The organism is Jiella marina (genome assembly GCF_024359545.1).
Lineage (GTDB): Bacteria > Pseudomonadota > Alphaproteobacteria > Rhizobiales > Rhizobiaceae > Jiella.
Window position 1 is genome coordinate 240,429 of record NZ_JAKQZG010000006.1, and the last position, 26,755, is coordinate 267,183.

Genomic DNA, 26,755 nt, shown 5'->3' on the forward strand with positions numbered 1-26,755 from the left:
CCCGCCGCTGGGAAGAGAGGCCGAGCCAGTACCTTGCCGCTCCCGGCGTGGCGGGGCCAATCGGCGCTGACGACGATCAATTGCCGGGATAGTTCGGGCTCTCACGGGTGATCGTGACGTCATGCGGGTGATTTTCCCGAAGACCCGCATTGGATATCCGGACGAAACAGGCCTTCTGGCGAAATTCCTCGAGATTCGCCGCGCCCACATATCCCATCGCCGCCCGCAGGCCGCCCGCGAGCTGGTGCAGCACCCCGGCGACCGGCCCCTTGTAGGCAACCTGGCCCTCGATCCCTTCCGGCACGAGTTTCAGCGTATCGCGCACTTCCGCCTGGAAGTAGCGATCGGCCGAGCCGCGCGCCATCGCTCCGACCGAGCCCATGCCGCGATAGGATTTGTAGGAGCGGCCCTGGTGGAGATAGATCTCGCCCGGGCTTTCGTCCGTGCCGGCAAGGAGCGAGCCGATCATGGCCGCGGCGGCGCCACCGGCGAGCGCCTTGGCAATGTCACCGGAAAACTTGATGCCGCCATCGGCGATGACCGGGATGCCCGACCGTGCGGCTTCCTCCGCGGCGCCCATGACTGCCGCGAGCTGCGGCATGCCGACGCCGGCCACCACGCGCGTGGTGCAGATCGAGCCCGGCCCGATGCCGACCTTGACGCCATCGGCGCCCGCGTCGATCAGCGCCCGCGTCCCGTCGGGGGTGGCGACGTTGCCGGCGATCACCTGAACATGGTTCGACAGGCGCTTGGCGCGGCCGACGGCATCGAGCACCTTCTGGGAATGACCATGGGCCGTGTCGATCACCAGAAGGTCGACCCCGGCATCGATCAGCCGCTCGGCGCGTTCGAACCCGTCGTCGCCGACCGTGGTCGCCGCAGCGGCCAGAAGCCGTCCATGCGGATCCTTGGCGGCGACAGGGTGAAGCTGCGACTTCTCGATATCCTTGACGGTAATGAGACCGATGCACTGGTCGTTGTCGTCCACCACGACCAGCTTCTCGATGCGGTGATGGTGAAGCAGGCGCTTGGCCTCCTCCTGATCGACCGACTCGCGCACGGTCACGAGGCCCTGCCGGGTCATCAGTTCGGCGATCGGCTGGCTGTCATCGGAGGCAAAGCGCACGTCGCGATTGGTCAGGATGCCGACCAGCCGGCCTCTCGTGTGTCCGCCACGACCGCCATTTTCCACGACCGGGATGCCGGAAATGTGATGAGCAGCCATCAGGGCGCGCGCATCGCCCAGCGTCGCTTCCGGCCCGATGGTCACCGGATTGACGACCATGCCGCTTTCGAACTTCTTCACCTGCCGGACTTCTTCGGCCTGTTCGGCAGGTGTCAGATTGCGGTGGATGACGCCAATGCCGCCGGCCTGGGCCATGGCGATGGCGAGCCGGGATTCGGTCACCGTGTCCATCGCAGCCGAGAGGATGGGCAGGTTCAGTTCGAGAGACTTGGTGATCCGCGTGCGGATATTGGTCTGGCCGGGCAACACTTCCGAGTGCCCCGGCTGCAGCAGGACGTCGTCGAAGGTGAGCGCCATGGCGCCCGTAGCGGTTTCGAGGATGCGGGCCATGGCTTGCCTCCGGAAAGTGCTGGCGCTGTTGCAGCGCGGCAAACGGGATGGCACGGGCTGCTACCACGCCCGTGTCGTAATGGGAAGCATGCCGCGTGAACGGATGCGGGCCTTGTCCGCGTCGTGCACAGGCGGGACGGACCGCCGAGCACCGCGGCAATCCGACGTGAAGCGACAGGGAACCTGCTGCCTGCTCTTGAACCTGGTGGCGGAGGCATGGCGCTGGCCCCTGTACTCCGTTGCGAAAAGCAAGGTGAGCACGGCTTCTTTCCATCGGTCGAATATCTGCATTGCTGTCGGAACCCAAACATAGTCGCGGCGTTTTTCTTGTTATTAATCAAAAAGAAAGACATGAGATGAAACGCCTGTCCTACCTTCTGGCGGGAGCCGCTCTTTGCGCGTTCCCCGCGACGATTGCCAATGCCGACTGCCGCCAGGAACTCGCCAGCCTTTCGGACGACAGTGCGGTGACCGCCTCGACGAGTGGCGGGGCAGCGACCAGTTCCGCGGCAACCGGCACGACGACCAATTTCGAGACGAATGAGGTCAGCGGCGCTGATGCCGGGGATGCCACGCAGTCCGCCGAGGTTTCGAAAGACGGGAGCCTGGCACCGCTGGAGAGTTCCAGCGAAGCCAGTTCCGCAGGCGGCCAGTCGGCCGACGCGCAGGCCGATTCCTCCCAGCAATCTTCGATGAGTGGATCCTCCGATGATACCGCCTCGAATGCGAGCTCCGAAGGCGTCGGAACCGGCGAAGTCTCGAAGGACGGCCAGACGATGCCGATGGCGAGCAGCCAGGGCGGAGGCGAGGAGAACATGGCGATGTCGGGCCAGGACGCGAACGCGCAGCAAGCCGGCAATGAAACGGCGATGGCCAGCACCGGCCAAGGGACGGACAACCCGTCCGATGCCTCGTCAAGCGCAACCGATGGCGGAAGCTATCAGATGGCTCTGAACAGGGCTCAGACCGCCCTTGACGAGGGCAATGAAGAAGCCTGCCTTGCCGCAGTCGAGGAAGCGCGCAACATGCAGGCCGAGGGCGCTTCCAACCAGTCTTCGCAGTAACGCTGCAAAACTCAGACACTGTGTTCAGCGGGCGCCGCATGACAGCGCCCGCTGAAGTCGTGTCGTAATCGTCAATCGCCGCAGCATCATATGTTTCACGGCGAGCGACGCGTGCCGCCACCGCTTTTCCTACCCGGCTCGATTCCAAGCAGCGGTTGACGCCTCAGGCGTGCGGCCTCCCGGATGCCTCAATCGGCTCCAGATAGAGGCGGATCCCGTTCTCCGAGCGAACCGTCAGGCGGGAGACCGGCTTGGGCACATGATCCGGGTCGGGTTTCACCACGAACCGCCGCAGGATCTCGGCGAGCACCAGCGTCGCCTCCTGCATGGCGAAGGACGCGCCGACGCAGACCCGCGCCCCCATCGAGAAGGGCATGTAGACCTGGCGGACGGTCTCGCGCGCCTCCGGGTCGGAAAAGCGGGCCGGCTCGAAGCGGTCGGGCCGCGGCCAGTAGGCCTCATGGCGGTGCATCAGCCACACCGGCACGCTGACGGCATGATCGCAGGGCACGGTAAGATCGCCGAGCGTTTCCTCGGCCACCGTCTCGCGCGGATAGAAGGCGATCGGTGGGTAGAGCCGCATCGCTTCCCGAAAGACGTTTCGGGTCTTCTCGAGGCGCTTGATGGTGGCGAATACGACCGGCCCCCCTTGGGTGGCGAGTTCGACTTCGGCGCGCAACTCTCTCTGCATCTCGGGATGGTGGGCGAGGAGGTAGAGCGTCCAGCCGAGAGCGGCCGCCGCCGTCTCGTGGCCCGCCAAGAAGAAGACGGCGATCTGGTCGAGGAGTTCTTCGTGGTCGAGCCGGGTACCGGTGACGGGATCGCGCGCCACAAGCAGCGACGAGAGGATGTCGCGGTCCGGCACCGGATCACCGGCCGCAATCGCCTTCAGGCGCTTGCGAAGCGGCATGTCCAGCGCCCGGCGGATCAAACGCGCCATGCGCCTCGACCTGGCGCTCGACCACATATAGGTCGGAGACAGGCCTGTCAGCGCGTTGATCGCCTGCTGCCGGAAGACAAGCTCCTGGAATATCTCGAAGGCCTCGAAGATCGGCTGTGCGACCTCGGAGGGCAGGCGCTCGGAATAGATCGTGCGGAAGATGATGTCGCCCGCATAGTGGTTCATCTCGCGGTCGATCGCGATCGGTCGCCCGTTCGCGGCCTCCGCGCCGAGCCTCTCGACAAGTTCGAGCGCTGCGCCGCTCATCAAGGGAAAGACATCGCGGACCCCTGCCGTTGTAAAGGCCTGATCGACGATCCGCCGTTGCCGCTTCCAGACCTCGCCGTTGGAGGCGAAGATGCCGTTGCCGATCAGGGGTGCCATCACGGCTGCGAAGCGGCGAGGCTTGGGAAAGGCGTCGGGCCGGCGCACCAGGACTTCGCGGATCAGCGCCGGGTCGCGCAGGAAATGCAGGACCTGCCGGGGGGCCGTGGGCAGCGCCGGCAGGGAATGCCGGCTGATGCCCACGAACTGATAGCTCTGACGCGTGTAGAGCCCGAGGGCCGAATATCGCAGCACCGCCTTCAACCAGACGAGGCGATTGGCCTTCCGATCGACGATCGGGGGCGCCGGAGCGACGAAATCGTCGCGGCCGCGCATCGCCGAGCGGACCGGGCATGTCTCGCCCGCCATCGGGGGGCCGCGGGGGGACTCGGCCGATCCGTTGCCGGTCATGGCGCCTCTCTCACAGCGCTCGTGAGCCGCTCCGGCCGGGAAAGCAGCTCGAAATAATCGAAGCGAAAGCCCCGCTCGGACGGCTTGAGATACTGAAAGTGGAAGTCGAGCGGATGCATGCGGATGTAGTCGAAGCTGTCGGGCTCCAGCATGTCGTGGAAATCGGGCTCGCGCTGGATGATCCTCACCTCTTCCTCCGGCACACCGAGATCCTGCAGGATCGGCACGCGGCAGGAGGAACAGGGATCGGAGCCGGATGTCACGTCGAAGAAGGTGAGCCGATCGGTGGTGCCGAGAAGGCGGAGATCCTCGCGAAACGCCGCATCATCGCCGAGCACATTGTAGAAGGGGATCGTCTGGCCGAGGGTCAGGATCACCACCCGCGGGCCGCGACGGCCGATCTCCGGTTCCTCGCGCAGCGCCCGCGCCATCATGCGCACCAGGAGAAGCGCACCGAAACTGTGGCCGACGACGACGATCTCCTCGGAGTCCGTCGCGCGCCACCGCTCGACGAAGCGGTCGGCGAAGAGGTTCGTGCGCTCGACCCCGAGATCGCGTTCGCCCTGCGCCGTCGCGAACTGGTGGTCGAGGCTCCGCAGGAGCCACAGGAGGTTCGTACGCCCCGCCGCAAAGCGCCAGAAGGCGACAGCGCCCGCGAGCGCACCGGCGACCGCGGCGAGACCGAAAGCCGTCTGCAATGCTCCGCCGCCACCGAGTGAAGCGACGAGTGCCGAGACCAGCGCATAGGCTGCCCAGCTTCCGAGGGTGGCGATCAGCGCACAGATCAGGATCGTGCAGGGCAGAACAATAATGGCACCCAGCCCTGACAGGCCCTGGCGACCGAACCGGCGAAGCTGTTCCCGGCGGTGCGCCAATATGAAGGCGAAGACGCGAAAGCCGGAGCGCAAAAGATCGATGGGCCCGATGGAGGTCCACAGCTTGCGGACGAGGTCGTCCCAGCGCAGGATGACGTAGTCGATCGACGCCGGGCGTCCGGTCTTTACGTCCTCGGCCCTGATCTCCAGACGAGAGGCGTGTTGGCCGGCTTTCCTGCGCGGCGACAGCGTGAGCCGACGTCCGACGCGTTCTTCGCTCTTCTGCGCGCCCTCCTTCAGGAGGGCCTCGTAGACCCTGGGCCCGCGCGGATCGAGCCCGTGAATGTAGAAGACGTCGCGTCGAATTCCTGTGTCCGCCTCGATCGTTTCGCTCCCGAACGTCCCCGATCTCGTTTCCACCGTCATGTCAGGCCGCCCGGGCCTGGAGGCCGCTGGCCGGCAAGGGCTCCGGCCGCGTGACGAGTTCGAAATAGTCGAAGCCGCTCCCCCGCTCCGAGGGCTTCAGGTATTGGAAATGGAACTCCAGCGGCCGCGCCCGGATGTGCCGGAACGTCTCGGGTTCGAGGATATCGTGAAAGTCAGGCTCGCGTTGAATGACGCGCGATTCCTCCTCCGGCACGCCCAAGCCATGCAGCATCCTGAGCCGGCAGGCCGAACCCGGATCGGACCCGGAGGTCACATCGAAGAAGGTCAGGCGCGAACTGGTGCCGAGCAGAACGAGATCGTCGCGCAGGTCCTGTGCGTCGTCGAGCATGTCGTAGAAGGGGATGGTCTGGCCGCAGGTCAGGAGGACGAGCGGGGGACCTGTGTGCCCGATCTCCGGCTCGCGCCGCAGCGCATCGGCCACCATGCGCACGGTCAGAAGCGCGCCGAGGCTGTGCCCGACGACCAGAATTTCGTCGGCCTCGCCCCGTCTCCAGGTTTCGATCAGCCGGTCCGCAAAGAGTTTCGACCGCTCGACCGACCGGTCGGTGCGCCCCTGCGCCGTGCCGAGCAGATAGTCCAGGCAGCGCGTCAACCACCAGATGTTACCCGCCCGCTCGGCTGAGCGCCAAAGCAGGAATGCGCCCGCGAGGACGATGCAGGCGGCCAGAAGGCCGGCGACCAGAGCGATCGTCTCGCTGGCGCCGAGAGCCCCCGCGAGTGCACTCGCCCCCCAATAGGCCAGGAGCGTCCCACCGACGGCGAGCAATGCGACGATGGAGATGATCGCGGGCGGTGTGACGATGGCGAGGAAGCCGGCCCAGGCCGGTTTTCGATGCGTGCGCAGGATGCCTCGCCGCCATGTCACGAGGAATACGTGAAAGGCCTCGATGACGAGGCGATAGGGCGGCTTGTCCGCCCAAAGCCGGCGTACGATGTCGTCCCAGTGCAGGACCTCGTACCGTGTCGTGGTATGACGGCCGCTGGCACGATCGTCGGCCTCCAGCGTGAACAGAGACGCATGTTGTCCCGACTTCCGCCGGGAGGAGACGGATATCTCGCGGGACCAGCGCGCGCCGGCGACCTTGGCCCCATCGCGAAAAAAGCCGTGATAGACCCGCGCACCGCGCGGATCGAAACCGTGCACGTACATGACGTGGCGGCGAAAAACCCCGCCGCCGGCGTCGCCGTGCATGTTCGACACGAACAGACCCTCCTCCAATGTCTCGGCTCCGCCATCTCTCCCCGACGACGGCGGAGGCCCGAATACGCGGCCTCGCAGCTTCTCCCGAGGTGAGGTCCTTCATAATCTCCAGCCGCTTGCCTGTTCAAGGCCCGGCTCACCGCCAATCGTGTGAACAGGATGCGGGATCCGCGCCGATGAGCCCCGGCAACCGACACGTGGGCAACGCCGCCGCCCAGGCCATCAGACGGACCAGGGATCGGCCCAGCAGCCAATCACCAATCGCAGAATGGTCCTTCTGCCGGACTTCCCGCTGCCCGCGAAATCGAGACCAGGCTGTGACGAAGACAGGAATCACGAACGAACCGACCGCCCGGAGCAGGCCGATCAGTCACTGTGATGTCCGACACAGCGGGCGGTCCAGGCAGAGAGTAGCTTCTGGTCATCGGCGGTCGAAACGAGCCGCTCCAAACCGAAGGAAGCCCTGACCATGATCCGCAAGACCATCCTCTCCGCCCTGACCATCACCATGATCGCCGGCGCCGCTCCGGCAAAGGCCTCCGACTACGGCGTCGAGGTTCCGCCCGTCCGTCACGGCGGCAAGCACTACAACCGCGACGCTGCGATCGCCGGCGCCGTCATCGGCCTCATCGGGGCTATCGCCGGTGCCGACGGGGGCCACCGCGCCCGGAAGTCCTATCGCGACTGCTTCGAGAAGCCGATCAAACGCTACGATCCCTATTACGGCCGCCGCGTCATCGTCGACTACAAGCTCGTGTGCCGCTGATACGCATCTTCCGATGCAAATCGCCCCCGGTTCGCTCCGAATCGGGGGCTTTCGCGTAAAGAAGGCGCGGCAGCAGAACCTCTGATCCTGCCGGACCGGGGACCTCAAATATCCAGATTCGCCACCTGGAGCGCATTGTCCTGGATGAATTCGCGGCGGGGCTCGACCTCGTCGCCCATCAGGCGCGAAAAAAGCTGGTCGGCGTCGGTCGCGTCGGAGACCTTGACACGCACCAGGGTGCGAGCTTCCGGATCGAGCGTGGTTTCCCAGAGCTGCTCGGGATTCATCTCGCCCAGGCCCTTGTAGCGCTGGGTGGCGATGCCCTTGCGACCGACCTCGAACACCGCCATCAGGAGTTCCAGCGGCCCGGCGATCAGGCGCTCGGTTTCCTTGCGCTTCAGGACCGGGACGCCGCCGTCATAGACCTCTTTCAGGCGCGGCGCGTGGCGCATCAGCTGCAACGCATCGCCCGAGTTCAGGAGTGCCGCGTCGACGATGCGCAGTTCGGTCACGCCGCGCACCGTGCGGGTGAAGCGATAGCCGCCATCCGCCGCCTCGCCGGCCCAGCCGCGCTCGGTCTCTTCTGCGATCAGGTCGAGACGCTCGGCGATGCGCCGCGCCGTCTCCGGCCCGTTCTGCGGGTCTTCCGCCACGTCCGGCGAGAGCGCGCCCAGGATCGCCGCCTGCTCGACGACGGAGCGGTCGTAGCGCGAATGCAGGCCCGACAGCGTCTGGCGCACGGCGAGCGCATCGTCGACCACGGCGCGCAGATCGCGGCCGGTGCGCACCTCGCCATTGGGAAGCGTCAGCGAAGCGTCGTCCAGACCGCCCTCGATCAGATAGTTCTCGAGCGCCTTCTCGTCCTTCAGATACTGGCTCTGCTTGCCGCGCGTCACCTTGTAGAGCGGCGGCTGCGCGATGAAGACGTGGCCGCGCTCGATCAGCTCCGGCATCTGCCGGAAGAAGAAGGTGAGGAGCAGCGTGCGGATATGAGCGCCGTCGACGTCGGCGTCCGTCATGATGATGATCTTGTGGTAGCGCAGCTTGTCGGCGTTGAACTCGTCCTTGCCGATCGACGTGCCGAGCGCGGTGATCAGCGTGCCGATCTGGTCGGAGCCGAGCATGCGGTCGAAACGGGCGCGCTCGACGTTCAGGATCTTGCCGCGGAGCGGCAGGATCGCCTGGTTCTGGCGCGAGCGCGCCCCTTTGGCCGAACCACCAGCGGAATCACCCTCGACGATGAAGATCTCCGACTTCGCCGGATCGCGCTCCTGGCAATCGGCGAGCTTGCCGGGCAACGAGGTGATGTCGAGCGCACCCTTGCGCCGCGTCAGCTCGCGGGCCTTCCGCGCCGCCTCGCGCGCGGACGCCGCCTCGACCACCTTGGAGACGAGCACCTTGGCTTCCTGCGGATGCTCCTCGAACCAGGTGGACAGCGCCTCGTTGACGAGGCTTTCGACCACCGGCCGCACCTCGGAGGAGACCAGCTTGTCCTTGGTCTGGGAGGAGAATTTCGGATCCGGCACCTTGACCGAGAGGACGCAGGTCAGCCCCTCGCGGCAATCGTCGCCGGTGAGGGAGACCTTTTCCTTCTTCAGGATGCCCGACGCATCGGCATAGCCTGTCATCTGCCGGGTCAGCGCACCGCGAAAGCCGGCGAGATGGGTGCCGCCATCGCGCTGGGGAATGTTGTTGGTGAAGCAGAGGACGCCTTCATTGTAGGAGTCGTTCCACCACATGGCCGCCTCGACGGTCACCCCGTCGCGCTCGCCATAGATCGCGATCGGCTCCGGGATCAGCGGCTTCCGCGAGCGGTCGATATAGCGCACGAAGGCTTCGAGGCCGCCCTCGTAGAAAAGCTCGACCTTCTTCTCGTCGGCCGGCCGCTTGTCGGTGAGGACGATGCGCACGCCGGAATTCAGGAAGGCGAGTTCGCGCAGCCGGTGTTCCAGCGTGTTGTAGTCGAAGCTGGTCACGCCCTTGAAGGTGTCGAAGGACGGCATGAAGGAGATCGCCGTGCCGGTTTCGCCGCCCGAATCGCCGGTGACCGCCAGCGGCGCATCCGGCACACCGTGGGAAAAGGCCATCTCGTGGACCTGCCCCTTGCGCTTGATGCGCATCTTCAGCCAGCTCGACAGCGCGTTGACCACCGAGACGCCGACGCCATGGAGACCGCCGGAGACCTTGTAGGAATTCTGGTCGAACTTTCCGCCGGCGTGCAGCTGGGTCATGATGACCTCGGCCGCCGAGACGCCTTCGCCCGTGTGGATATCCGTCGGAATGCCGCGACCGTTGTCCGTCACGGTGCAGGATCCGTCGGCGTTCAGCGTGACGGTGACGAGCGTCGCGTGGCCGGCGAGCGCCTCGTCAATGGCGTTGTCCACCACCTCGTAGACCATGTGGTGAAGACCCGACCCGTCATCGGTATCGCCGATATACATGCCGGGGCGCTTGCGCACCGCATCGAGGCCCTTGAGGACCTTGATCGATTCGGCGCCATATTCGGCATTGGCGAGCGGGTTCGTCTCTTCGGTGGCGGACATGAGCTTCCTTCGGTCGGTGATGCTGCCCGGGAGGACGGCGAATCGCCTGTGTCAGGGCCCGTATATAAGGTGTCGCGAGGGTGGATGAAAGCGCCGCGCCGGCCGCGCAGTCGAGCGTTTCCACCAATGATGCGAAGATGTTGCATTGCTGACGACGCCGGGCCGCTCGGAGCGTTCCTGCGCCTCCCGATGAGTCGGCACGCCAGCGCCCGCGGCGTTCTGCCCGTCGACGGGGCAGGAACCGCTTCCCATATCATGGAGAGGATAAACGCAATTTTTCAATGAGTTCCCCGCCATGTCCGTCACGTCGGAGCATCCGCCAGCCGCAAGGCGCGCCTTTCGCGCGCCGGCTCCCGTGCCCCATTCCGAGCCGCTGGGCTTTGCGAGCTTCATCCAGACCGCCTCACGCAACCCGATCGAGATCTGGGGGACGCGGGCCTTCAAGGAGCCCTATATCCGCGGCTCATGGCTCGGCGTTCCGAACATCGTCGTCAACGATCCGGCCGGTGTGCGCCACTGCCTCGTCGAGAACGCCAAGAACTATGTCATGCAGCCCCTGCGCCAGCGGATTTTGCGTCCGCTGCTGCGCGACGGCCTCTTGACCGCGGAAGGTCCGCTCTGGAAGCGCACCCGCAAGGCGATCGCCCCGGTCTTCACGCCGCGCCACATTTCCGGCTTCACCGAAGCCATGCAGACGCGCTCCGCCCTCTTCGCAGAGGGGCTGGACAAGCGCGCTGGCGAGACAGTCGACATCTCCCACGAGATGACACTCCTGACCTTCGATATCCTGCAGGAGACCCTGTTTTCCGGCGACATCGCTTCGGAGCCGGAGGGCTTTGCCCCCTCGACCCGCGACTTTCTGGGCTCGGTGGGACGGGTGGACCCGCTCGACCTGTTGAACGCCCCGGCCTTCCTGCCGCGGCTGCGGCGTCTCAGGGGCCGCAAGTCCATGGCTTTCTTCCGCGGCCTGATTGCCGACACGATCGCCAAACGGCGCGGCACGCTGGAGCGCGACCCCGATGGCACGCCGAACGATCTTCTGACGCTGCTGATCAAGGCTGACGGCCTGTCGAGCGAGGAGATCGAGGACAACATCATCACCTTCATCGGTGCCGGCCACGAGACGACCGCCCGTTCGCTGGCCTGGACGCTCTATCTGTTGAGCCAGGCGCCGGAGGAACGCGAGCTGGTCGAACGCGAGATCGACGAGGTGCTGCCGACGCTCGGCCATCCGAGCGAATGGGTGGAGAGGCTCGTCCACACGAAGGCCGCCTTCGAGGAGGCGATGCGGCTTTATCCACCGGCCCCGTCGCTCAACCGCACCGCCCTCAAGCCGGACAAGGCGGGCGACGTGGACATTCCGGCCGGCTCCACCGTCCTCGTCATGCCCTGGCTGATCCATCGCCACGAAATGCTCTGGGACCGGCCGGATCATTTCATCCCGAGCCGCTTCCTGCCGGAGAACCGCGACAAGATCGACCGCTATCAGTATCTGCCCTTCGGCGTGGGGCCGCGGGTCTGCATCGGCGCCAGCTTTGCCCTGCAGGAGGGGGTGATCGCCCTCGCCTTGCTCTTGAAGGATCTGCGTTTCGACTATACCCGGACCACGGCGCCGGAAGTGGTTCAACGCATCACCGTCCAGCCGAATGGCGGACTTCCCATGCGTGTCGTCAGACGTCATGAGGGCGCCAGATCGGCGTGACGCTCGATGAGCCAAGGCGGCGCCGGGTCGCCTCGCGAAAACTCGTGCTTTGCTAAAGGGTCGTTTTGCCCTATATGAGTGTCTCTTCGCGCGCCATGGCGCTGTCGCAGGATGTTGCGGCACGCGCCCGGCTTACCCATGCCGCGCCTCGTCTGTTCGATCATCGATCGGGTTATCGCACCCCTTGATCCTTCGCACCGACCGCCGGCATGGCCGAATGCACCGTTGATCAGACGGGGTTCGAACAGCCGGCGGGCGAGAATCGACTTGGCTTTGCCGCCCGGGTCTTCGGACCGCAGGGCGGCGTGCGCCAGGTGCTCTCCTGCATGAGGCAGAGCGAGCGACATCGTCAGCCGGCCTTTGCGCTCGATCGTCAAAGGCGGCCCGGCAATGCGAAGGCGTCCTGACGATCGGGCCGCCCCCGTGATTTGCCACATTGAGCATGGCGTGGAAGGCAGGCAGCTTCGCGGCTCGCCGAGCTTCACGCCGTATCGCAAGCTGGGACGGGCAGATCGCAAGATCCTGCGGCGTTTCCACACTGGACCTGAGAAAGAGGGAGTCGTTTTGAAAGTCGACGTTCGAGACAACAATGTAGACCAGGCCCTTCGCGCGCTGAAGAAGAAGCTGCAGCGCGAGGGTGTTTTCCGCGAGATGAAGGCGCGCCGCGCCTATGAGAAGCCTTCGGAGCGCCGCGCGCGCGAGAAGCAGCAGGCGATCCGCCGCTCCCGCAAGCTGGCGCGCAAGCAGGCGCAGCGCGAGGGCCTGATCCCCGGCGCAAAGCGCAAGGTCGCTGGCCGCTAAGGCTTCTCGGCCACGACCCGGCTCGGAAAAGGGCGACTGCGCATCAATCACGTGCGCCCTTCGCCAGCCGCATCAGGATGATGCGCGAAGGCTCTCCGCCTAAGTGGCGAAGAGCCTTTTATTTTGCGCGGCACATGAGCAAGCGAAAGACTCACCGCCCCTGCTTCAGGGTGCGAGAACGTGCTCCGAGTCGAATCAACCGCCCATTGACCGACATCCGACGTGCAAGCGGCCCGACCGAGAAGCCCCGCAGAAAAACGCACGCGAGCTGACATGTCGGCTCTTCCTGCGCTGGTCGGTCTCTTCTATAAGCCTTTCGACATGATGGACGACGGATCACTGCCGCGATCCGGATGTCGACCAACTCAATTCTTCCAGACCGTGCACACCCGGTCCGCATGCCCCTCAACACGTTCCAGGACCTGCCCCATGAACACGCTGAAGCAGAGACTGAAAGCTGGCGAGTTCGTTGCGGCAGCATGGGCCGAGCTCGGCAGCCCGGACGTGGCGGAAATCCTCGTACGACACGGCTGGCCGGTTATCGTCATCGACGGCGAACACGGCATCGGGGAACTCGAAACCTGGGTCGCCATGGCCCGGGCCATCGAGGCGGCGGGCGGCGAAGTGGTTCTGCGGGTGCCCGAGGGGAGCGAAACCGTCCTCAAGCGCGTCCTCGACCGGGGTTTCCGGTCGATCATCGTGCCGATGGTTCATACGCCGGAACAGGCCCGTGCGGTCGCGGATTTCTGCCGCTATCCACCACGCGGGCAGCGCGGTTATGCCGCCCCGATCGTGCGCGCCTCCCAGTTCGGCGTCCAGGCCGACTATGCCCGAGATCGCGCCCATGAAGACACCCTCCTCATGGTCCAGTGCGAACACCACATCGCGGTCGACAATCTCAGAGAGATTGCTGCCGTCGAGGGAATCGACGCGATCTTTCTCGGCCCCAACGATCTGTCCGCCTCGATCGGCCATCTGGAGCGGATGGAAGAGCCCGAGCCCCAGGCCCTCTTCGCGCGGGTCGAAAGCGAGGCTGCTGCGAGCGGCACGCTTTTGGCCACGATCCAGGGCGCGGGTCGCAACTGGCAGGAATTGCGGTCGCTCGGCTATCGGTTCGTCGTGGGTCCCAACGACATCTCTCTCCTCATTGCTTCGGCGCGCCAGGCCGTCACCGACCGCGATCAGGAATTGACCGGTCGAACGGCCGAAACGTCGGCCCAGCCGCGCTACTGAGCGCCCTTCAAGCGAAGACTGTGTCCTCGGTGTCCGCCTCGCATCTGCCTGGCGCGAGATCAGCGTTCACAATTCGGCAATGATTCCGACTCAAGCGAGAGCGAGTCCGATTCGGCGCGGCTTTGTTCCGTTCTCGTTCTTGTTTTGATCTGAAAACTATGTTTGATTGTGAGACGTCATTCGGCAACTCTCTCGAGAGGGGCCGCTGGCGGATGCATGAGCGGACCGGTTTGCCCCCATTTGCGGCGAATCTGCATTCGACCGCCGGTAATTGCCGCAGCGGTCGGGTTGCCGGAGAGGCTGGAACCGCTTTGGGCAAATGGAGGGTCGGCAGGCATGGTTTCGCGCGTCAAGACCGTCGCATTCCAGGGCATCGAGGCCGTTCCGGTCGACGTCCAGGTCATGGTGGCGCCGGGAAAGGTGGGTATCCAGATCGTCGGCCTGCCGGACAAGGCGGTCGCGGAAAGCCGCGAGCGCGTCCAGGCCGCGCTCCACGCCTCGGGCCTGTCGATGCCGCCCAAGAAGGTGACGGTCAATCTCGCGCCCGCCGATCTGCCGAAGGAGGGCAGCCATTACGACCTGCCGATCGCGCTCGGCCTGATGGCGGCGCTTGGCGCCCTGCCCTCGGACGCTCTCGCCGAATATTGCGTGCTCGGCGAATTGTCGCTCGACGGCATGATCACACCGGTCGCCGGCGTGCTGCCAGCCGCCATGCGCGCCAATGCCATCGATCTCGGTCTGATCTGCCCGGCCGAATGCGGGCCGGAGGCCGCCTGGGCCAGCGGCGACATGACCATCGTCGCCGCCCGCAGCCTGATCCAGATCGCCAATCATTTTCGGGGCACGCAGGTGATTGCCCGGCCTGAACCCGCCATTCGCACCGCCCCCGCCAATCTTCCCGATCTCGCCGAGATCAAGGGGCAGGTGGTCGCCAAGCGCGCGCTCGAAATCGCTGCGGCCGGCGGCCACAACCTTCTGATGGTCGGCCCGCCGGGTTCCGGCAAGTCGATGCTCGCCCAGCGGCTGCCGTCGATCCTGCCGTCCCTCTCACCGCGCGAACTGCTGGAAGTCTCGATGGTCGCTTCGATCGCCGGCGAACTCTCCGGCGGCAAGCTGTCCGACAGACGCCCCTTCCGTGCCCCGCATCATTCCGCATCCATGGCGGCCATGGTCGGTGGTGGCATCAGAGCGCGCCCTGGCGAAGTCTCGCTCGCACACCGCGGAATCCTGTTTCTTGACGAATTTCCGGAATTCGCGCCAGTTGTGCTCGATTCGCTGCGGCAGCCGCTTGAAGGCGGCGAGAGCGTGATCGCGCGGGCCAATCACCGGGTATCCTACCCGGCGAAATTCCAGCTCGTCGCCGCCATGAACCCGTGTCGTTGCGGCATGGCCGGCGAACCGGGCCACCGGTGCGCCCGCGGCCCGCGATGTGCCTCGGAGTACCAGGCACGGCTGTCAGGGCCGCTGCTCGATCGCATCGATCTGAGGGTCGACGTGCCTGCGGTGACGGCTTCCGATCTGATCCGCCCGGCCCAGGCGGAATGCTCCGAGACCGTGAAGGCCCGCGTCGCCGCGGCGCGCGACCGACAGGCCGCGCGGTTCAAAGCACTGGGGCTGCCGGCCGAGACCCTCAACGCCCATTGCTCGGCCAATCTCGTGGAGACGATCGCCGAGCCGGACGAAGCCGGCGCGCGCCTTCTGAGCGACGCCGCCGAGCAGATGAAGTTCTCCGCGCGCGCCTATCACCGCATCCTCAAGGTCGCCCGCACCCTCGCCGATCTCGACGGCGCGGACATCGTCCAGCGCATTCATCTGGCCGAGGCGATTTCCTACCGGGTGGCGGGAGAGCGGCTGCCCGCGGCGGCGTAGGCCGAAGAGAACACCTCAGCCGCGGCTCGCGGCGCCTGCCGTTGCGAGCGTTGGCGGTCAGCGCCAAGACACACGGGCTGTCGCCTCCGGGCCGGCGGCCGCCAAGAAGTAGGCCGCCGGTTCCTCTCCATCTGGAGGGCGAAACCATTGAAGGAGAAGTCTCGAACGAGCAGCTGCGTTTACCCGCGCAGCGTTGCGCCGGTCGCCTTTTCGACCTGCCCGACGATCCTCGCGGAAACCGCTTCGAGTTCGTCGTCGGTGAGCGTGTGATCGGTGGGCGCGAGGGTCACCTCGATCGCCACCGATTTCCGCCCCTCGCCCAGCGCAGCGCCGGCAAAGACGTCGAAGACGCGGACCTCGCGCACCAGCGCCTTGTCGGCCGTCTCCGCCGCCTTGACGATCCGCCCGGCCTCGACGGCCGCGTCGACGACGAAGGCGAAGTCGCGACGCACCGGCTGGAAGGCCGAAAGAGTCAGCACCGGCTTGGTGCGCGTTGCCTTCTTCTTCGGCTCCGGCACCCGGTCAAGGTGGATCTCGAATCCACAGAGCGGGCCGGACACGTCGAGCGTCTTCAGGACGCGCGGATGGAACTCGCCGAACTCGGCCAGCACCACTTTGGGCCCGAGCTTGATCCGACCCGAGCGGCCCGGATGATACCAGTCGCTGGCCGGCGTCTCGATCATCAGCCCGTCGGCCGGGAACCCGATCGCGTCGAGGGCTGCGAAGACGTCGGCCTTGGCGTCAAAGACCGTCACTGCCTCCGCATTGCCCGACCAGAAGCGGCCCGGCCCGTCCATGCCAGCCGTCCCCCGGCGAATGCCGCCGGCAACACGCCGCTGGCCGTCCGGCTTGTCGGAAAGATAGGTCGCCGCCACCTCGAACAGGGCGGTATCGCCATAGCCGCGCGCGGCGTTGCGCCCGGCGGCGGCGATCAGCCCCGGCAGGAGCGACGGCCGCATGTCGGAGAGATCGGCCGAAATCGGATTGGCAAGCTTCAGCGCGGACGCGCCGCCGCCAAAAGCCTTGGCCTCCGCCTCGGAGACGAAGCTGTAGGAGACGCATTCGACCATTCCGCGCGCCGCCAGCGCCCGCCGGGCCGCACGGTTGCGGGTCTGGGCGCTCGTCAGGATCTTGCCGTTGACCGCCATGTGCGAGGACAGCGGCGCCGGCCTGATCTCGTTCACGCCCTTGAGCCGCATGACCTCTTCGACGAGATCCGCCTTGCCTTCGACGTCCGGCCGCCAGCTCGGCACCGTCGTGACGAGCGCCTCGCCCTCGCGGCGCGGCGAAAAGCCAAGAACGCCGAGGATGGCTTCCTGTTCGTCTGGCTCGACGGCGAGCCCCGTCAGCCGCTCGACCTCGCTCCATGGAAGCGTGATTTCCTTGGCCTGATGGGGCTTCACGCCCTCGACCAGACGCGCCGACGGCGTGCCGCCGCACAGGTCGAGAACCATCTGGGTCGCCAGATCGAGCCCCGGCTCCATGAAGGCCGGATCGACGCCGCGCTCGAAGCGATAGCGCGCATCGGTGATGATACCCAGCGTGCGGCCGGTGCGGGCGATGTCGAGCGGCTCCCACAGCGCCGATTCAATCAGCACCTCGGTGGTCGTCTCGTCGCAGCCCGAATGCTCCCCGCCCATGATGCCGGCGATCGATTCGACGCCCTTGTCGTCGGCGATCACGCAGGTGCCCGCCGGCAGCGTGTATTCGCGCTGGTCGAGCGCCAGCACCGTCTCGCCCTCGGTCGCATCGCGCACGGTCAGCCCGCCGGCGACCTTTGCCGCATCGAACACGTGCAGCGGCCGGCCGCGATCGAAGGTGACATAGTTGGTGATGTCGACAAGCGCATTGATCGGGCGCAGGCCGATCGCCTTCAGGCGCTTCTGCATCCATTCCGGCGACGGCCCGTTCTTGACGCCGGACACCCTGCGGAGCGCAAAGCCGAGGCAGGTCTCGCTCGTGACCGTCAGGCCGACCCCGCACTCGCCTTCGCCTTCGATCCTTGCGGGCTCGGCGGTCTTCAACTGACCCAGGCCCGAGGCCGCAAGATCGCGCGCAATACCGGCGACGCCGGTGGCGTCAGGCCGGTTCGGGGTGAGGTTGATCTCGATCACCGGATCGATCAGCCCGGCATAATCGGCAAAGCGCGTCCCAACCGGCGCATCGCCCGGCAGGTCGATGATCCCCTCATGGGCCTCGGACAATTCGAGCTCGCGTTCCGAACACATCATGCCGAAGGATTCGACGCCGCGGATCTTTCCGACCGCAAGGGTCGTGTCGATCCCTGGCACATAGGTGCCGGGCAGAGCGAGCACGCCGACCAGGCCTTCGCGCGCATTCGGTGCGCCGCAGACGATCTGCAGCGGCTTGCCCTCATTCACCTGCGGCCCGGCCTCGACCGAGAGCAATTTCAGCCGATCGGCGTCCGGATGCTGGCCGGCCGAGACGACTCGGGCAATCACGAAGGGCTCGAACACCGCCCGATCGTCGACGGATTCGACCTCGAGGCCGATCATCGTCAAACGCTCGCAGATTTCTGTGAGGGTGGCATCGGTTTCGAGATGCTCTTTGAGCCAGGAGAGTGTGAACTTCATCGCTCTAGTCGCTTGCTACGCGGCTCGCTGGCCGCCGTGAGAAACATTCGTTTGTCCGTCGCCCGGGTAGATGGCGCCAAGGGCATCGCCAAACCGTACAGGGCCGTGGCACGCTTAACTTGCCATGCCTAGGGAGATCGAGTCAGACAGGCGAAGGGCATTCTCTCGCTGAGAAACGCCTGATGCGTCGAGAGCAGTCCAACTGTCCGGTCAAATCTGATGCCAAATCATTTCTCAGTTCGATCCCTCTATATGAAAAGCGGACGAACCTAACTTGATGCCTGTCAACGAGAGAATTTCTGAGTCAAATTTTGCCTTTATTCTCTCAAGTATCTCGCTCTGACCGACCGGATTTCTTCTTTGACGATTAGCTGTCGGATTGTAACGCTGAATCAGATATCGCTCTGCTTCAGCAAGTTCCTCATCGTCGAGCGTAGGCGTTGTCACCCATAAAATGAAATCCGAATCGACCTTCGCTTCGTGCCGAGGCAGGCTTCTCTCACCATATGATGGATTGATCTTTTCGTACTGGCGGCACACTTCCTCCCTCCCATGAGAACGAATCCATAAGAAGGCCCGCTCGTCCTTGAGGGTCTCGGTCAAGCGAGCGCGAAGCGACGATGTCTTGTTCTTTCCAGTCTTACCAACATATACGGACTTCCATTCGTCACGATTGGCGGCCCCCCACAAATATAGTCCCTTCTCTAGTGGCGTTGGCTCCATGACAGTTCGAACTAGATTTGAAAACTCTGGAAAACCTCCAAATTTTTTTGTTGGAACGTCGTGACACTTTTTCGCGTATTCGAATAGCTCATTCAGAGCTATGCTGCCAGACTCAGACAAATCACCCCCCATAAGTCTACTAGCCAAAATTCAGAAGATCCACTTCAATACGTGATAGAGCAATGATCTCAGTATCAATCGCGAAGATAAAGTGAAAACAATTTTCACATTTATTGCTCCATTGCCATCACGCAGTTACTGGCTCAAGCCCCCGAACAGCGTCGGCATGTCGAGCGGGCGGAAGCCGTAGTGCTCCAGCCAGCGGACGTCCGCATCGAAGAAGGCGCGCAGGTCCGGCATGCCGTATTTCAGCATGGCGATGCGGTCGATGCCCATGCCCCAGGCAAAGCCCTGATAGACATCCGGGTCGAGGCCAACACCGCGCAGAACGTTCGGGTGAACCATGCCGCAGCCGAGGATCTCCATCCAGTCATTGCCCTCGCCGAACCGCACCTCGGAGCCCGAGCGGTCACACTGGATGTCGACTTCGAGGCTCGGTTCCGTGAAGGGGAAGAAGGACGGGCGGAATCGCATGTTGAGCGACGGCACCTCGAAGAACGCCTTGCAGAACTCTTCGAGCACCCACTTCATGTTGGCGATGTTCGACGTCGTGTCGACCACCAGCCCTTCGAGCTGATGGAACATCGGCGTGTGGGTCGCGTCGGAATCCTGGCGATAGGTCTTGCCCGGAATGACGATGCGGATCGGCGGCTGTTGCGCCTCCATGGTGCGGACCTGCACCGGGGAGGTATGGGTGCGCAGCACCTTGCGCTCGCCATTCTCGTCCGGCTGCAGGAAGAAGGTGTCGTGCATCTCGCGGGCCGGATGGCCCTCCGGGAAGTTCAGCGCCGTGAAATTGTAGTAGTCGGTCTCGATGTCCGGCCCCTCGGCGATCTGGAAGCCGAGATCGCCGAAGATCGCGGAGATCTCGTCGATCACCTGGGAGATCGGATGGATCCGGCCGCGCCCCGCAGGCCCCGCCCTCACGGGCAGGGTCACGTCCAGCCGCTCGGCCTGAAGCCGCGCTTCGATCGCCTTTTCGGCCAGGACTTCGCGCTTGGCGCCGATCGCGCCCTGCACGCGATCGCGCAGGCCGTTCAGCCTCGGACCGGCTTCCTTCCGCTCCTCGGGGCTCATCTTGCCGAGCCCCTTCATCATGTCGGAGATCCGCCCCTTCTTGCCGAGTTCGGCGATGCGGATCGCTTCGAGCGCCGCTTCGTCCTCAGCCTGGTCGATCGCGGTGAGAAGTTCTTTCTCCAGCGCGTCTGTGTCGCTCACCCTGTCACCTCTTCCTCTTTGGCAGCGCCTTGTCGCATCCGCCGAAAGCGTCCTCATGACGCAAAAAGGCCCGCTGCGGCTTTTCCCGCGCGGGCCTTTCCTCGAATTGAAAGCGCAAGCTCGATTAGGCTGCGCGCTTTTCTCCGACCGCCCGCTCATAGGCGCCGGTAAACTCGCTGTCCTTGAGATAGGCGAGCGCCGCCTTGGACTGCTCGCACAGCGCGGCGAAAGCCTCCGGCTCGTGGATCGCGATGTCGGACAGAACCTTGCGGTCGACCTCGATACCGGCCTTGTTGAGACCGTCGATGAAGCGGCCATAGGTCAGGCCATGCTCGCGGACGGCAGCGTTTATGCGCTGGATCCAGAGAGCGCGGAAATTCCGCTTCTTCACCTTGCGGTCGCGCGTCGCATACTGCTTCGACTTGTCGACGGCCGCCTTGGCGGTGCGGATGGTGTTCTTGCGGCGGCCGTAGAAACCCTTGGCCTGCTTCAGAACCTTCTTGTGCTTCGCGTGGGCGGTAACGCCCCTCTTGACGCGTGCCATGATCTAACTCCTGAAATCTTTTTCGATGCCTTAATACGCGCCGCTCAGCGGTCGTAGGGCATGTAGGTCTTGACGATCCGCTCGTCGGGCTTCGACAGAATCATCGTGCCGCGCGCGTCGCGAATGAAGTCGTTGGAGCGTTTGATCATGCCGTGGCGCTTGCCGGCGGGCTGCGCCTTGACACGGCCGGTGGCCGTCATCTTGAAGCGCTTCTTGGCGCTCGACTTGGTCTTCATCTTGGGCATTTTGCTCTCCTTCAAGGGATCGCGATCTCGCAGGCAAGCACCTTTCAGTGCCCTGAGCCTGCCTTCTCGATGACGGAAGTGTCGCGACAGCATTTGGAGCCGCCACGGCATGCCCTGCCGGCCGGCTCTTCAAAACGCGGCTTCCATACGCGAGAGAGACGCGCGACGCAAGGCCTTGCGCGACGGGTTTGAAACCGTGGCTTGATTGCGGGCGCACCCTCCGCCATAAGGCGCCGCAAAATCGGCACCCTTACCGAAGCTTGAACCTGCCGGATCTTACAGCCTTTCTGGAGCCGCCGCCCATGAGCGCTTTCGCCCCCCGTGTGTTTTCCGGCGTTCAACCGACCGGCAATCTGCATCTCGGCAATTATCTCGGCGCAATCCGCAAGTTCGTCGCTCTGCAGGAAAGCCAGGATTGCATCTACTGCGTGGTCGATCTCCATGCGATCACTGCGCAACTCGTCCATGAGGACCTGAAGAGCCAGATCCGCTCGATCACCGCGGCGTTCCTGGCCGCAGGTATCGACCCCAAGCGCCATATCGTCTTCAACCAGAGCCGGGTCTCCGGCCATGCCGAGCTCGCCTGGATCTTCAATTGCGTCGCCCGCATCGGCTGGATGAACCGGATGACCCAGTTCAAGGAGAAGGCCGGCAAGGACCGCGAGAACGCCTCGTTGGGTCTTCTCGCCTATCCCAGCCTGATGGCCGCCGACATCCTTCTTTATCGCGCGACGCACGTCCCCGTGGGCGACGATCAGAAGCAGCATCTGGAGCTGACCCGCGACATCGCGATCAAGTTCAACAATGACTTCTCGGAGCGGATCGCGGCGGCTGGTGTCGGCACGCCGGTCCAGATGGGCGAGGAGACGGTGAACGGCTATTTCCCGATTACCGAGCCCTTGATCGAAGGTCCGGCCACCCGCGTGATGAGCCTGAAGGACGGTGCGAAGAAGATGTCGAAGTCCGACCCGTCGGACCTGTCCCGCATCAATCTCACCGACGACGCCGACCAGATCGCCCGCAAGATCAAGAAGGCCAAGACCGATCCCGACGCCCTGCCCTCGGAGCCGGCCGGTCTCGCAGGCAGGGCAGAGGCGGACAATCTCGTCGGCATCTTCGCGGCTCTTTCCGAACGGTCGAAGGCCGACGTCTTGTCGGAGTTCGGCGGCCGGAACTTCTCCGAGTTCAAGCCGGCGCTCGCCGAGCTGGCTGTCACCTCGCTCGGCCCCGTCACCGGCGAAATGCGGCGTCTTCTGGCCGAGCCGGCGCATATCGACGCGGTTCTGAAGGATGGCGGGGACCGCGCCAACGAGATCGCCGAGCAGACCATGCGCGACGTGAAGGAGATCGTCGGCTTTTTGCAATAAGTTTGCGCGAGAGGCTTGGCGGCGGGAACAAAGCCACCTTGCCGCGGATGCCCGTGGCTGGCATTTTCTACCCATGGTCTCAAAACGCATCAGCCGGGATGCCGGCGGCAAACGAAAATTCCTCGCGATCATCGACGGCACGCCCGAATGCGGGCGGGCGGCGTCCTATGCCGCTTATCGGGCGAAAGCCTCGGGTGGCGGCGCGGTGCTGCTCTTCGTCATCGAGCCGGGTGACTTCCAGCATTGGCTCGGCGTCGAGAAGCTGATGCGCGCCGAGGCGGAGGAGGAGGCCGAGAACGCCCTCGCCAAGGTCGCCGAGGACCTGCGCGAGAGGGTGGGCATCGAGCCGGAGACGGTCATTCGCGAAGGCACGATCATCGACGAGATCCACGCCCAGATCGAAGCGGACCGCGAGATCGCGATTCTGGTGCTCGCCGCAGGCGAGGCGGGCGAAGGCCCTGGCCCGCTGATCTCTTCCATCGCCGGCAAGAGCGCGGCCTTTCCCATTCCCGTGACGATCGTGCCGGCAACGCTGACGGACGAAGAGATCGTCAGCCTTTGCTGATCTGATGGGGCATCACCATCTGTGTGTTGCGCGGTATCGCCCCAGGCGATAGATTTAGAACGATTCCAAAGAAGTTTCCGGCGCCGTCATGGCGGCCGGCGAAAGGCCAAGTCCGATGTTCATCCAGACCGAAGTCACGCCGAACCCGGCGACCCTGAAGTTTCTCCCCGGCCGCGTCGTGCTTTCGAGCGGGACGGCGGAATTCGCCAACCGCGAACAGGCCGAAGCGCGTTCCCCGCTCGCGGCCAAGCTGATGACCGTTCCCGGCGTGACCGGCGTGTTCTTCGGCTACGACTTCGTGACCGTGACCCGCGACGGCTCCGACTGGCAGCATCTGAAGCCGGCGATCCTCGCCAGTTTGATGGAGCACTTCATGGCCGACGAACCGGTCATGGCCGCTTCAAGCGATACGGTGTCGAGCGAGGGCGAGGAGTTCTTCGAGCCGGCCGACGAGACGACCGTCGCGACGATCAAGGAGCTTCTGGAGACCCGGGTCCGTCCTGCCGTCGCCCAGGATGGCGGGGACATCACCTTCCGCGGCTTCAAGGACGGCACGGTCTATCTCAACATGCGTGGCGCCTGCGCCGGCTGCCCGTCCTCCACGGCAACGCTGAAGCACGGTATCCAGAATCTTCTGCGCCATTTCGTGCCGGAAGTGGAATCGGTCGAGGCGGTCGAAGCGGCTTGAGTTGAAGTCTGGCTGCCATTTAGGATCGAATGGCGGCTGTTGCTGGCCGAGGAGGCGGGAGTGATGGAGATCTCGATATCGGAAGCGAAAGATCAACTCATCGAACTGGTCAAGCTCGCAGAATCCGGTCAGGAAGTCGTTCTTACGCATGATGGACACGCCACCGCACGCATCGTTTCCTTGGCCGGTCAGGTTAGCAAAGCGGAACGTGCCAGGCTTTTGGACGAATTGCGCGGCGCCGGGCGGCGGGAGGGCGTCGAGAGCGCGGCGAGAAGCCAGGATTTTCTCTATGGTGACGACGGCCTGCCAAAGTGATTGCCGTCGACACGTCGGCTCTTATCGCGATTTTGCAGGACGAGCCCAGCGCCGCTGAATGTCTCAATGTTCTCAAGATGGCGGAGTCTGTATGCATTTCGGCGGGAACGGTGGCAGAGTCGTTGATCATTGCGGATCGGCGAGCCATGGGAAATGCAATGAGGCGCCTCATCTTCGAGTCCGGCTTCGAGGTCGTCGTCGTTACCGCGGCAAGATCGCAACTCATTGCTGAAGCCTACGATCGATTCGGAAAGGGCATTCATCCCGCCGGGCTCAATCTTGGTGATTGCTTCGCCTATGCCCTTGCTAACGAACGTAACTGCCCTCTGCTCTTCATCGGGAACGATTTCGCAAGAACCGACATCGAGCCGGCTATTGGCCATCCGCTTGCCTGATGCAGGAGCCTGCCTTTGGCCTCAGCTTCTTCTTCGGTTGGGGACCGAGACCTAAATGCCATCCCTGATCCTCGCCATCGACACCGCGTTCGAACGCTGCACGGCCGCGCTTTATGATCCCGAGGGCGCGGGCAGATTGCTCGCCGCCACGGAACCCGACATCGGCAAGGGTCATGCCGAACGGCTGATGGGCGTCGTCGACGAGGTTCTGTCGGAAGCCGGCAAATTCTATGGCGACCTCGCCCGGATTGGCGTCACTGTGGGCCCCGGCTCGTTTACCGGCGTGCGGGTCGGTGTCGCGGCAGCACGCGGGCTGGCGCTGGCTCTCGATATCCCCGCCGTCGGCATCGGCACATTGCCGGCACTGGCCGCATCGGCTCAGGCGACCGGCCCCGATCGGAGAAGTCCCGTTCTCGCGGTGATCGATGCGCGCCGTGGCGAGGTCTATGCGGCGCACTACTCGCCGACAGGTGCTGTCCTGCGCGAGCCGGCCGCTCTGGCACCCGAGGCCCTGCCGGAATTTCTCGGTAACCGTGCAGCGTGTTCGGGCCTCGGTCTGATCGGCAGCGGCGCCAAGCTTGCGGCGGAAGCAATTCCAGATGTCGCGACGAAAATCGTCAGCGAAGCCAATCGCATCGATCCGCTGGTTCTCGCCCGCCTCGCCGGTTCGGCCGACCCTGACACGCCCCCGAAGCCGCTCTATCTTCGTGGTGCCGACGCCAAGCCGTCCACGGCGAAATCGCTGCGCGCCCCCGTCACGGAAATCATTCCCTAAGCTCCCCCGCGCTAGGATAGACTTGCGCGACAGGATCTCTCTCTGGAATGGAAGAGCGACGACAGCGCCGTTTCATCGCCGCGGCCGGTCGCGGCTTCGTCGTTGAGATCATCGCAAGCGGGAGGGAGCGATGTACTGGTTTCTGCCCTGGGTCTGGACGACCACCTGGCTCGAGAGCTTTCTCGGCCATGTCCAGCCCGTGGTCGACGAGCTGACCGACGACGATCTGGACGCGGCCGCGGAACTGCATAGCGAGGCCTTCGATCAGCCATGGTCGGGGGACGAACTCGGAACGCTCCTCGCCCAGCGCGGCAGCTTCGGCTACGTGGTCCGCCAGTTGGGCCAGCCGCACGCAGCGCCGCTCGGCTTCGTGCTGGCGCGCAACGTTTCGGGCGAAGCCGAAATCCTGACGATCACCGTGTCCCGGCGCTGCCGAAATCTCGGCCTCGGTCGACTGCTGATGGACCGGGTGCTGGAGCGGCTCCACACCGACCGCGCAAATTCCCTGTTCCTCGAAGTGGACGAGGAGAATGTCGCCGCCCTGAAGCTCTACAAACGGCTGCGGTTCGAGGAAGTCGGCCGGCGGCCTGCTTATTACCAGCATCCGGACGGCCGCCGCACCAGCGCACTGACCCTGAAACGGACCTTCAAATAGTCCCGTGACGTTCAGACCATCGTTCCACAGACCGGGTTCGGCGCGATGATCGCATGGATGCGAATCGGCTTCATCACGACGGTGCTCGTCGCGATGACGCTCCTTCTCTGGCCGCTCCAGGCGATCGCCATGCGGCGGCGCTGGCCGCTTCGCAGGAAGCTCCCGCATCTGTGGCATCAGGTCGCCTGCTACATCACTGGCATCCGCGTTCATGTCATTGGCCGGCCCTCTCCCGCCCATCCGTTGCTTCTGGTCGCGAACCACCAGTCCTGGTCGGACATCATGGTGCTCGGATCGGTGATGCCGCTATCCTTCATCGCCAAGGCCGAGGTGAGGGACTGGCCGGCCTTCGGCCTGCTCGCGAAGCTCCAGCGCACAGTCTTTGTCGAACGCGAGGCCCGAGGGCGAACAGGCCGGCACGCCTCGGCGATCGCCGACAGGCTGTCGGAAGGCGACGTCATGGTGCTGTTTGCCGAAGGCACCACGTCCGACGGCAACGAGGTGCTGCCCTTCAAGACCGCGCTGTTCGGCGCGGCGCAGATGGCCTTGCGTGATTCCCACACCGGGTCCACAGCCGTCCAGCCGGTGGCGATCGCCTACACTCATGCCAACGGGCTGCCCCTTGGCCGCTTCTTCCGTCCCCTCGCCGCATGGCCCGGCGACGTGACGCTGGGGCCACATCTCCTGGCTTTCTTGAAAGAGGGGGCGATCGATGTCACGGTGACGTTTGGCGAAACGCTGACCTTTACGGAGACGTCGAACCGCAAGGACCTGGCGCGCCGTGCCGAGGACGATGTCCGCCGGATGATGGCCGAAAGCCTCGCCGGTCGGTGACAATCGGGACAAAACACCCGGCCGA

Annotated in this window: 24 protein-coding genes; 14 read left to right on the plus strand and 10 right to left on the minus strand. The window is 64.7% G+C overall.

Annotated features, from left to right (window positions below; translation table 11 throughout):
- Positions 1-76 precede the first annotated feature (76 nt).
- Complete coding sequence (gene guaB, locus MF134_RS12955; RefSeq protein ID WP_255339884.1) at positions 77-1,576, minus strand: IMP dehydrogenase; 1,500 nt, start codon at positions 1,574-1,576, stop codon at positions 77-79.
- A gap of 356 nt (positions 1,577-1,932) precedes the next feature.
- Here guaB and MF134_RS12960 point away from each other — a divergent pair, with 356 nt between their 5' ends.
- Positions 1,933-2,640 (plus strand): hypothetical protein, encoded by a 708-nt coding sequence (locus MF134_RS12960; protein ID WP_255339885.1) that lies wholly within the window; start codon positions 1,933-1,935, stop codon positions 2,638-2,640.
- Between the two features lie 163 nt (positions 2,641-2,803).
- Here the strand turns inward: MF134_RS12960 and MF134_RS12965 are convergent, their stop codons facing one another.
- From MF134_RS12965 to MF134_RS12975, 3 genes are read right to left on the minus strand one after another with little or no spacing between them, the layout of a single operon-like run.
- The gene (locus tag MF134_RS12965) at positions 2,804-4,315 is read right to left on the minus strand and encodes a cytochrome P450 (protein WP_255339886.1); all 1,512 of its coding nucleotides are present in this window, start codon (positions 4,313-4,315) and stop codon (positions 2,804-2,806) included.
- Positions 4,312-5,556 (minus strand): hypothetical protein, encoded by a 1,245-nt coding sequence (locus MF134_RS12970; protein ID WP_255339887.1) that lies wholly within the window; start codon positions 5,554-5,556, stop codon positions 4,312-4,314. Before MF134_RS12970 ends, MF134_RS12965 begins: the two co-directional genes overlap by 4 nt.
- A 1-nt stretch (position 5,557) precedes the next feature.
- Positions 5,558-6,778, minus strand: a complete 1,221-nt coding sequence (locus MF134_RS12975) for a hypothetical protein (protein ID WP_255339888.1) — start codon at positions 6,776-6,778, stop codon at positions 5,558-5,560.
- A 469-nt stretch (positions 6,779-7,247) separates the two neighbouring features.
- Between MF134_RS12975 and MF134_RS12980 the strand changes: the two genes are divergently transcribed.
- The gene (locus MF134_RS12980; RefSeq protein ID WP_255339889.1) at positions 7,248-7,544 is read left to right on the plus strand and encodes a hypothetical protein; all 297 of its coding nucleotides are present in this window, start codon (positions 7,248-7,250) and stop codon (positions 7,542-7,544) included.
- Positions 7,545-7,648: 104 nt separating this feature from the next.
- Here MF134_RS12980 and gyrB read toward each other — a convergent pair whose 3' ends face one another.
- Positions 7,649-10,087 carry a DNA topoisomerase (ATP-hydrolyzing) subunit B gene (gene gyrB / locus MF134_RS12985; RefSeq protein WP_255339890.1) on the minus strand — a complete coding sequence of 813 codons (2,439 nt, stop codon included), beginning with the start codon at positions 10,085-10,087 and terminating at the stop codon, positions 7,649-7,651.
- 295 nt (positions 10,088-10,382) lie between these two features.
- Here gyrB and MF134_RS12990 point away from each other — a divergent pair, with 295 nt between their 5' ends.
- The 4 genes from MF134_RS12990 (at position 10,383) to MF134_RS13005 (ending at position 15,692) form a co-directional block, all read left to right on the plus strand.
- Complete coding sequence (locus MF134_RS12990) at positions 10,383-11,789, plus strand: cytochrome P450 (protein ID WP_255339891.1); 1,407 nt, start codon at positions 10,383-10,385, stop codon at positions 11,787-11,789.
- Between the two features lie 564 nt (positions 11,790-12,353).
- Complete coding sequence (rpsU, locus tag MF134_RS12995; RefSeq protein ID WP_255339943.1) at positions 12,354-12,590, plus strand: 30S ribosomal protein S21; 237 nt, start codon at positions 12,354-12,356, stop codon at positions 12,588-12,590.
- Between the two features lie 429 nt (positions 12,591-13,019).
- A complete protein-coding gene (locus MF134_RS13000; protein WP_255339892.1) occupies positions 13,020-13,823 on the plus strand; it encodes an HpcH/HpaI aldolase family protein in 804 nt (267 codons plus the stop codon).
- A gap of 336 nt (positions 13,824-14,159) precedes the next feature.
- Positions 14,160-15,692, plus strand: coding sequence for a YifB family Mg chelatase-like AAA ATPase (locus MF134_RS13005; RefSeq protein ID WP_255339893.1), 1,533 nt, complete (start codon positions 14,160-14,162; stop codon positions 15,690-15,692).
- 179 nt (positions 15,693-15,871) lie between these two features.
- Here MF134_RS13005 and pheT read toward each other — a convergent pair whose 3' ends face one another.
- From pheT to rpmI, 5 genes are all read right to left on the minus strand, one after another.
- Positions 15,872-18,286 (minus strand): phenylalanine--tRNA ligase subunit beta, encoded by a 2,415-nt coding sequence (gene pheT, locus MF134_RS13010; protein WP_255339894.1) that lies wholly within the window; start codon positions 18,284-18,286, stop codon positions 15,872-15,874.
- A 234-nt stretch (positions 18,287-18,520) separates the two neighbouring features.
- Positions 18,521-18,889 (minus strand): hypothetical protein, encoded by a 369-nt coding sequence (locus tag MF134_RS13015; RefSeq protein ID WP_255339895.1) that lies wholly within the window; start codon positions 18,887-18,889, stop codon positions 18,521-18,523.
- 375 nt (positions 18,890-19,264) lie between these two features.
- The gene (gene pheS, locus MF134_RS13020; RefSeq protein WP_255339896.1) at positions 19,265-20,347 is read right to left on the minus strand and encodes a phenylalanine--tRNA ligase subunit alpha; all 1,083 of its coding nucleotides are present in this window, start codon (positions 20,345-20,347) and stop codon (positions 19,265-19,267) included.
- A 124-nt stretch (positions 20,348-20,471) separates the two neighbouring features.
- A complete protein-coding gene (rplT, locus tag MF134_RS13025; RefSeq protein WP_255339897.1) occupies positions 20,472-20,891 on the minus strand; it encodes a 50S ribosomal protein L20 in 420 nt (139 codons plus the stop codon).
- A gap of 44 nt (positions 20,892-20,935) precedes the next feature.
- On the minus strand, positions 20,936-21,136 hold the full coding sequence (gene rpmI / locus MF134_RS13030) for a 50S ribosomal protein L35 (protein ID WP_255339898.1): 201 nt from the start codon (positions 21,134-21,136) through the stop codon (positions 20,936-20,938).
- A 302-nt stretch (positions 21,137-21,438) separates the two neighbouring features.
- Between rpmI and trpS the strand changes: the two genes are divergently transcribed.
- The 8 genes from trpS (at position 21,439) to olsA (ending at position 26,730) form a co-directional block, all read left to right on the plus strand.
- On the plus strand, positions 21,439-22,503 hold the full coding sequence (gene trpS, locus MF134_RS13035) for a tryptophan--tRNA ligase (RefSeq protein ID WP_255339899.1): 1,065 nt from the start codon (positions 21,439-21,441) through the stop codon (positions 22,501-22,503).
- A 73-nt stretch (positions 22,504-22,576) separates the two neighbouring features.
- Entirely contained in the window at positions 22,577-23,068 is a 492-nt protein-coding gene (locus MF134_RS13040; RefSeq protein ID WP_255339900.1) for a universal stress protein, read from the plus strand.
- Between the two features lie 115 nt (positions 23,069-23,183).
- Entirely contained in the window at positions 23,184-23,756 is a 573-nt protein-coding gene (locus MF134_RS13045) for a NifU family protein (RefSeq protein ID WP_255339901.1), read from the plus strand.
- 63 nt (positions 23,757-23,819) lie between these two features.
- Entirely contained in the window at positions 23,820-24,071 is a 252-nt protein-coding gene (locus MF134_RS13050) for a type II toxin-antitoxin system Phd/YefM family antitoxin (RefSeq protein ID WP_255339944.1), read from the plus strand.
- Positions 24,068-24,466, plus strand: coding sequence for a type II toxin-antitoxin system VapC family toxin (locus tag MF134_RS13055; protein WP_255339902.1), 399 nt, complete (start codon positions 24,068-24,070; stop codon positions 24,464-24,466). Before MF134_RS13050 ends, MF134_RS13055 begins: the two co-directional genes overlap by 4 nt.
- A gap of 55 nt (positions 24,467-24,521) precedes the next feature.
- Positions 24,522-25,241 carry a tRNA (adenosine(37)-N6)-threonylcarbamoyltransferase complex dimerization subunit type 1 TsaB gene (tsaB, locus tag MF134_RS13060; RefSeq protein WP_255339903.1) on the plus strand — a complete coding sequence of 240 codons (720 nt, stop codon included), beginning with the start codon at positions 24,522-24,524 and terminating at the stop codon, positions 25,239-25,241.
- Between the two features lie 130 nt (positions 25,242-25,371).
- Positions 25,372-25,896: a GNAT family N-acetyltransferase gene (locus MF134_RS13065; RefSeq protein ID WP_255339904.1), complete on the plus strand. Its 525-nt coding sequence runs from the start codon at positions 25,372-25,374 to the stop codon at positions 25,894-25,896.
- Between the two features lie 57 nt (positions 25,897-25,953).
- Positions 25,954-26,730, plus strand: coding sequence for a lyso-ornithine lipid O-acyltransferase (olsA, locus tag MF134_RS13070; protein WP_255339905.1), 777 nt, complete (start codon positions 25,954-25,956; stop codon positions 26,728-26,730).
- Positions 26,731-26,755 lie beyond the last annotated feature (25 nt).

Coding starts and splice junctions, on each gene's coding strand:
- MF134_RS12990 (WP_255339891.1), top strand. CDS start 10,383: ATGTCCGTCACGTCGGAGCATCCGCCAGCCGCAAGGCGCGCCTTTCGC.
- trpS (WP_255339899.1), top strand. CDS start 21,439: ATGAGCGCTTTCGCCCCCCGTGTGTTTTCCGGCGTTCAACCGACCGGC.
- MF134_RS12980 (WP_255339889.1), top strand. CDS start 7,248: ATGATCCGCAAGACCATCCTCTCCGCCCTGACCATCACCATGATCGCC.
- gyrB (WP_255339890.1), bottom strand. CDS start 10,087: ATGTCCGCCACCGAAGAGACGAACCCGCTCGCCAATGCCGAATATGGC.
- rplT (WP_255339897.1), bottom strand. CDS start 20,891: ATGGCACGCGTCAAGAGGGGCGTTACCGCCCACGCGAAGCACAAGAAG.
- MF134_RS12965 (WP_255339886.1), bottom strand. CDS start 4,315: ATGACCGGCAACGGATCGGCCGAGTCCCCCCGCGGCCCCCCGATGGCG.
- olsA (WP_255339905.1), top strand. CDS start 25,954: ATGCGAATCGGCTTCATCACGACGGTGCTCGTCGCGATGACGCTCCTT.
- MF134_RS13040 (WP_255339900.1), top strand. CDS start 22,577: ATGGTCTCAAAACGCATCAGCCGGGATGCCGGCGGCAAACGAAAATTC.
- MF134_RS13065 (WP_255339904.1), top strand. CDS start 25,372: ATGTACTGGTTTCTGCCCTGGGTCTGGACGACCACCTGGCTCGAGAGC.
- MF134_RS12970 (WP_255339887.1), bottom strand. CDS start 5,556: ATGACGGTGGAAACGAGATCGGGGACGTTCGGGAGCGAAACGATCGAG.
- MF134_RS12960 (WP_255339885.1), top strand. CDS start 1,933: ATGAAACGCCTGTCCTACCTTCTGGCGGGAGCCGCTCTTTGCGCGTTC.
- MF134_RS13045 (WP_255339901.1), top strand. CDS start 23,184: ATGTTCATCCAGACCGAAGTCACGCCGAACCCGGCGACCCTGAAGTTT.
- MF134_RS13050 (WP_255339944.1), top strand. CDS start 23,820: ATGGAGATCTCGATATCGGAAGCGAAAGATCAACTCATCGAACTGGTC.
- MF134_RS13005 (WP_255339893.1), top strand. CDS start 14,160: ATGGTTTCGCGCGTCAAGACCGTCGCATTCCAGGGCATCGAGGCCGTT.
- rpmI (WP_255339898.1), bottom strand. CDS start 21,136: ATGCCCAAGATGAAGACCAAGTCGAGCGCCAAGAAGCGCTTCAAGATG.
- MF134_RS13000 (WP_255339892.1), top strand. CDS start 13,020: ATGAACACGCTGAAGCAGAGACTGAAAGCTGGCGAGTTCGTTGCGGCA.
- guaB (WP_255339884.1), bottom strand. CDS start 1,576: ATGGCCCGCATCCTCGAAACCGCTACGGGCGCCATGGCGCTCACCTTC.
- tsaB (WP_255339903.1), top strand. CDS start 24,522: ATGCCATCCCTGATCCTCGCCATCGACACCGCGTTCGAACGCTGCACG.
- pheT (WP_255339894.1), bottom strand. CDS start 18,286: ATGAAGTTCACACTCTCCTGGCTCAAAGAGCATCTCGAAACCGATGCC.